Consider the following 5800-nt stretch of genomic DNA (forward strand, 5'->3'; position numbering starts at 1 on the left):
GTGTCCCGGGGTGTTTCGGGGCCCCGGGGGGGCTGCCTACCCGGGGGGGGCCCCCGCGTTTCCCCCTGTTTCCTCCTGGATACCGGCTCAGGCGTTCTCGGTCACGCCGGAGAGCGACGGCTCGCCGGGCGCGCCCGGCCCACCCTTCTCCGTGTGGAAGCCGGGCAGCTCGCCGGAGCCGCCCGCCGACCCCTTGCCGGGCTTGCCGGGCAGGGTCGCCGGAGGCAGCCCGGATCCGGTCGAGAAGGTGATGCCGGCCTTCCTCAGGATCGGCGCGCACGCCTTCTGCGCGGTCCGGTAGCTCTTCGAGGCCGGGTCGAACGCCCGGTCCGCCTTCATCCTCACGTCGAACCGGACGCGGCCCCGCTCGTCCTTCGAGGCGTGGAAGACCGGGAAATACTTCTGTCCGTGGTCACGCATACAGGCCGCGAACGCGTCGTCGGCGGTGTTCACGTCGCCGGGAGCGTGCGAGGTCGGCCGGTACGCGATGACCGGCAGGGCTCCGCCCGAGGGCAGGCCGCTCTTGGGCGGTTCGCCGGTCCCGAAGTGCTGCGTGAGCCGGGGCGAGCCGGCGGTCCCCGTCGTCGTGGTGGTCACGGTGGTCCTGTCGGACGCCGAGGCGGCCGAGGCGGCCGAGGCGCTGACCGTCCCTAGCGTGGCGGCCGAGATCAAGGCGCAGGCCAGGGCGAGTCGTTGTGGCCGGGTGGCCGGTGCACGCATGGGCTTCCTCCATGGGGCGGGCGGCGGTGCCGCCGGTTCGGATGCGACGGCGCACGGTGACGCACCGCCGTGCCGTCACGAGCCGTGGTCCGACGGTCGTGGTGGGGTACGCGGTGCCGTGCTGACGTCCAGCCAAGCCGGAGGGCGGTTACGGCACGGGAACGGCCGTCCTTATGGCGCCGCGACAGGGCCCGACTCGGCTCCCGGGCGGAGGGACCACTCCCGTACAGGAGCCCTTATCCCCGTGTAACCGCCCGCGCGTCACACTGACCGCCATGCGTGTGCTGGTGGTCGAGGATCACGAAGAGCTCGCCGAGACCGTGGCCGCCGGGCTGCGCCGCGAGGGCATGGCGGTCGATCTCGCGCTGGACGGGCCCACGGCGCTGGAGCGCGCCACCGTCAACGGGTACGACGTCGTCGTGCTCGACCGTGATCTGCCCGGGGTCCACGGCGACCAGGTGTGCCGGACGCTGGCCGCGGGCGGCAGCCGCGCGAGGGTGCTGATGCTGACCGCGTCCGGCACGGTGGCCGACCGGGTCACGGGACTCGGCCTCGGTGCCGACGACTATCTCTCCAAGCCGTTCGCGTTCGCCGAACTCGTCGCGCGGATACGGGCCCTGGCGCGCCGGGCGCAGCCCGCGCTGCCCCCTGTCCTGGTCCGCGGGGAACTGCGGCTCGACCCGGCGCGCCGGCAGGCGACCCGGGGCGGTTCGGGCCTCGCCCTCAGCCCGAAGGAGTTCGCCGTGCTCGAACTCCTGCTGGCCGCGCGGGGCGCCGTGGTCTCCACCGAGGAACTCCTGGAGCGGGCCTGGGACGAGGCGGCCGACCCCTTCAGCCAGACCGTGAAGGTCACGGTGAGCCGGCTGCGCCGCAAACTGGGGGAGCCGCCGCTGATCGCGACGGTGGACCGGGCGGGATACCGCATCGCATGACGAACGCATCCGCGAGCCCGAACCGGCCGTCCCCGCACGACCCGCAGCCGCGGCCGGCACCGGGCGGCGGTCGGTGGTGGAGCCCCGGGGGTGTCCGGCGGTCGGCTCGCGCCGGGGTTCGGTGGCGGGTGGCGCCGCGCAGTATCCGGTGGCGGCTGACCCTGCTCTACAGCGCCCTGTTCATGGCGGCGGGCGCGGCCCTGCTCGGCTTCACCTACCTCCTGGCATCGCGGTCCGGGCCCTCCAAGGGGGTCGTCTCGTCCGTCGAAGCCGGGCTGCCCGCGGGCCAGGGCCTCACCACCACCATCCCCGATCCGCCGGCGCTCACGACGTACGCCGAAGCCCTGCGCGCCGATCAACTGCACCAACTGCTCGTCGAGGCGGGCGTCGCGCTCGCCGTGATGACCTTCGCCTCCGTGGCCCTGGGCTGGATCATGGCCGGACGTGTGCTCGCCCCGCTGCGCACGATGACGGCCGCCGCCCGGCGGATCTCCGCGGACAACCTCCGCCAGCGGCTGGCCGTGCCGGGACCGGAGGACGAGCTCAAGGCGATGGCGGACACGTTCGACGACGTACTGGGGCGGCTGGAGGGCGCGTTCGAGGCGCAGAAGCAGTTCGTCGCCAACGCGTCGCACGAACTGCGCACGCCTCTCACCCTCCAGCAGACGATCGTGGATGTCGCGCTCGCCGACCCCGGCGCGTCGGTGGAGAGCCTGCGGGCCGCGTGCCTGCGCGTCCGGGCCGCCGGGCAGGAACAGGAGGGTCTCATCGACGCCCTGCTGACCCTCGCCCACAGCCAACGCGGGCTGTGGCGAAGGGAGTTCGTCGACCTCGCCGAGACGGTGCGGGAACTGCTGCCGGACGGCGGGTCCGAGCCCGGCGCGCCGGCCGTACGGGCCGACCTCGGTTCCGCGCCCGTGCTGGGCGATCCCCGGCTGATCGAGCGACTGGTGGTCAACCTCGCGGACAACGCCGTACGGCACAACAACGGCGAGGACGGGGAGAGTTGGGTCCGTCTGTGGACCGGTACGGAGGCGGGGTTCCCGGTGCTGCGGATCGACAACACCGGCCCGGTGATCCCGCGCGACCAGGTGGCCGGACTCTTCCAGCCGTTCCGGCGGCTCGGCACGGAACGGACCCGCGCGCGGCCCCGTACGCGCCCGCACGGGCAGGGCCGCCCCCGCGAGGGACTGGGGCTCGGCCTGTCCATCGTCACGGCCGTCGCCACCGCCCACCGCGGCACGGTCGAGGCGTGGCCGCGTCCCCAGGGCGGCCTGTCGGTACGGGTGACGTTCCCGCCGTGCGCGCCGCCCGCGAACTCCCCGGGCCGGGGGCCGGACCGGGAGCCGGACCGGGAGCCGGACCGGGAGCCGGGCCGGGATCGGCCGGCGGTCACGCGTCCGGAGTTCTCCAAACGCCCGGAAACGGATCGACAGGGTGTCGGGTCGGCGCGCGACTGATCGACGCAGCGTCCATTGTCCGGGGCGAGCCCGGGTCGGCATGCTTCGCGCGTGCCCGTGAATCGGAAGACCTCGCCCCTGTCCCGCCGGTCCCTGCTGCGCGCCCTGGGCGGCGGTGCCGCGCTCGGAGCCCTCGCCGGGTGCGGGGTACCGGCCGCGTACGTGGCACCGGGCGACCGGGCCGGAGCCGACCTCTCCGCCTCGGACAAGCGGCTGACCTGGGCGAACTGGCCGCTGTACATCGACACCGACGACGAGGACACGACCCGGCGGCCGTCGCTGGAGGCCTTCGAGAAGCGCACCGGGATCTCCGTCGACTACATCGAGGAGATCAACGACAATGACGAGTTCTTCGGCAAGATCAGTCCGTCCCTGATGAACCACCAGCGGACCGGGCGCGACCTCATCGTCATCAGCGACTGGATGTGCGCCCGGTTCGTCCGGCTCGGCTGGGTGCAGGAGATGGACCGGTCCCGGCAGCCGAACGTCGCCAAGTACCTGGACCCGCTGCTGCGTTCGCCCGCCTTCGACCCCGGCCGCAAGTCCTCGGTGCCGTGGCAGTCGGGGATCACCGGTATCGCGTACAACCGCCGCAAGCTCGGCCGCGAGATCAAGCACGTGTCCGATCTCTGGGCCGACGACCTCAAGGGCCGGGTCACCCTGCTCTCCGGCCTGGACGAGGCGTTCGCGCTGCTCATGCAGGCCGGCGGCGTCGACATCACGAAGTGGCGCGCCGACGACTTCCACCGGGTGTGCGACCAGGTCGAGAAGCAGGTGCACCGCGGGCAGATCCGCCGCTTCACCGGCAACGACTACATCAAGGACCTCGCGAGCGGGGACGTGCTCGCCTGCCAGGCCTACTCGGGCGATGTGATCCAGCTCCAGGCCGACAACCCCGACATCCGCTTCGTCGTCCCCGAGGAGGGCGCCGAACTGTGGGCCGAGTCGCTGATGATCCCCAACCTGGCCCGGCACAAGGGCAACGCGGAGAAGCTCGTCGACTACTACTACGAGCCGGAGGTCGCCGCCGAGCTGGCCGCCTGGGTCAACTACGTCTGTCCGGTCCCCGCCGCCCAGGACGTCCTCGCCTCCTCCAAGGACAAGGACACCGCGGCCCTCGCCGAGGACCCGCTGATCTTCCCGGACGCGACCATGCGCAAGCGCCTCGCGATCGCCCGCGACATCACCGCCGGCGAACGCACGGAGTTCGCCAAGCGCTGGAACGCGATAGCCGGCCTGTGAACCGGGGGCCGGGCCGGTCAGAGCCCGGCCCGGTTGTACAACTGCCCCGTCTTCCAGGGCGAATCAGGTCTCGGACTCCTGGTTCATCGCGTCAGCACCGGGCGCCCTGGCCGAGGTTGGCGCCGCAACGGGAGCGGCTCGCCCCCCCCGGTCGTGCCCGAATCCCCGTTCCCCGCGGCGCCTTTGCCCGTTCTTTACAACCCCGTCCACCGCCCGCTCGTCTCTCCGCTCGATCCGTAACCGGCCCGCCGTTCCCACCGGCGGGCGGACCGACGAAAGAGAGCGATCCATGCGCCGAACCGTCTTCAGTGCCACGGCACTCGCGTGCACCGCCGTGCTGGTGGGCACGGTGCCCGCGTTCGCCGACGGGGCCTCCCCGAGCCCCTCGACCCGCCCGAGCGTCACCGCCGCCCCGGCCTCCGCGAGCCCCACCACGGCGCCCGCCCCCGCGAGCCCCACGGTGACCCGGGCGCCCTCCGCCGTTCCCAGCGCCATGCCGACGCGGGCACCGGCCTCGCGACAGGTCTCCGTCCGGCCGAACGGAGCGCCCGACACCGGTGTGGCGCCGACCGCGACCTCGTCCTCGGGCCCGGCGGCCGGGCTCGTCGGCGGGAGCGCCGCCGCCGTGTTCGCCGTGGGCGCGGGCGTGTTCGCCGTACGCCGCCGGCGGGCGACCGGGGAATGACGCCCCTCTCCAGGCGCGCGTTCGTCGCCACGGCGGCGGCCGCGCTGCTCGTGGGGTGTGGCGGCCACGCGGCCACTCCCTCCGCGCACCCGCGGCCCGGCGGCACACCCGGGACCGCACGGCCCGGCGGTGCCTCCACGGCCTCGCGGCCCGCGGCGAAGCCGGCGCGCGCGATGGCGCGTTCGGTGCCGGTCGGGCTGCGGATACCGGCCATCGGGGTCGACACCCCGCTGACGCGGCTCGGACTGGCCCCGGACGGCAGCGTGCAGGTGCCGCCGGTCACGGCACACGACCGGGCCGGCTGGTACCGGTACTCGCCGACGCCGGGCCAGAAGGGTCCGTCGGTGATCCTCGGTCATGTGACGGTCGGCTCGTACGGTGACGGCGTCTTCCGTCACCTCGCGCGCCTGCGCCACGGCGACCGGATCGTCGTGCGCCTGGAGAACGGCGGGTCGGCCGGGTTCACCGTCGACGACGTCCGTACCGTCGCCAAGGCAGACTTCCCGTCGGACGCGGTCTACGGCGACGTGGACCGCCCGGAGCTGCGGCTCATCACCTGCGGAGGTCCCCGCTCCGGAAGCGGCTACCGCGACAACGTGATCGTGTTCGCGGCGCTGACGTCCGCGAGCCACTGACCCCCGGCCGGCTGTCCGGGATCCCGGGCCGCGGGACCGTACCCCCCCGGCCCCGGTTCGTCCCCAGCCGGGCCCCGCACCACCCAGGCGTAAGTGGTAGTGGTGCCCCCAGAAGGCGGCGGGCGC

At 73.8% G+C, this 5800-nt stretch carries 6 protein-coding genes; 5 read left to right on the forward strand and 1 reads right to left on the reverse strand.

The genetic code is table 11. The annotated features are described in order from the left end of the window. Window positions 1-87 precede the first annotated feature (87 nt). Window positions 88-720 (reverse strand): hypothetical protein, encoded by a 633-nt coding sequence (locus ACFXGX_RS17235; protein ID WP_384791201.1) that lies wholly within the window; start codon window positions 718-720, stop codon window positions 88-90. Window positions 721-995: 275 nt separating this feature from the next. On the opposite strand from ACFXGX_RS17235, the gene ACFXGX_RS17240 reads away from it, so the two are divergent. The 5 genes from ACFXGX_RS17240 (at window position 996) to ACFXGX_RS17260 (ending at window position 5674) form a co-directional block, all read left to right on the forward strand. After that, on the forward strand, window positions 996-1652 hold the full coding sequence (locus ACFXGX_RS17240; protein WP_384791204.1) for a response regulator transcription factor: 657 nt from the start codon (window positions 996-998) through the stop codon (window positions 1650-1652). Between the two features lie 128 nt (window positions 1653-1780). Beyond that, a complete protein-coding gene (locus ACFXGX_RS17245; RefSeq protein ID WP_384791207.1) occupies window positions 1781-3112 on the forward strand; it encodes a sensor histidine kinase in 1332 nt (443 codons plus the stop codon). A gap of 51 nt (window positions 3113-3163) precedes the next feature. Continuing rightward, window positions 3164-4354: a PotD/PotF family extracellular solute-binding protein gene (locus ACFXGX_RS17250; protein ID WP_384791211.1), complete on the forward strand. Its 1191-nt coding sequence runs from the start codon at window positions 3164-3166 to the stop codon at window positions 4352-4354. A gap of 289 nt (window positions 4355-4643) precedes the next feature. After that, window positions 4644-5039 (forward strand): sortase-dependent protein, encoded by a 396-nt coding sequence (locus tag ACFXGX_RS17255; protein ID WP_384791214.1) that lies wholly within the window; start codon window positions 4644-4646, stop codon window positions 5037-5039. After that, window positions 5036-5674: a class F sortase gene (locus ACFXGX_RS17260; RefSeq protein ID WP_384791217.1), complete on the forward strand. Its 639-nt coding sequence runs from the start codon at window positions 5036-5038 to the stop codon at window positions 5672-5674. The genes ACFXGX_RS17255 and ACFXGX_RS17260 overlap by 4 nt, the downstream gene beginning before the upstream one ends. Window positions 5675-5800: the final 126 nt, after the last annotated feature.

It is taken from the genome of Streptomyces sp. NPDC059371 (assembly GCF_042751995.1).
In the GTDB taxonomy this organism is placed as follows: Bacteria; Actinomycetota; Actinomycetes; order Streptomycetales; family Streptomycetaceae; genus Streptomyces.

Bases quoted from the DNA above. Each gene is read 5' to 3' on its own strand.
- ACFXGX_RS17235 (WP_384791201.1), bottom strand. From the start codon at position 720: ATGCGTGCACCGGCCACCCGGCCACAACGACTCGCCCTGGCCTGCGCC.
- ACFXGX_RS17240 (WP_384791204.1), top strand. From the start codon at position 996: ATGCGTGTGCTGGTGGTCGAGGATCACGAAGAGCTCGCCGAGACCGTG.
- ACFXGX_RS17255 (WP_384791214.1), top strand. From the start codon at position 4,644: ATGCGCCGAACCGTCTTCAGTGCCACGGCACTCGCGTGCACCGCCGTG.
- ACFXGX_RS17260 (WP_384791217.1), top strand. From the start codon at position 5,036: ATGACGCCCCTCTCCAGGCGCGCGTTCGTCGCCACGGCGGCGGCCGCG.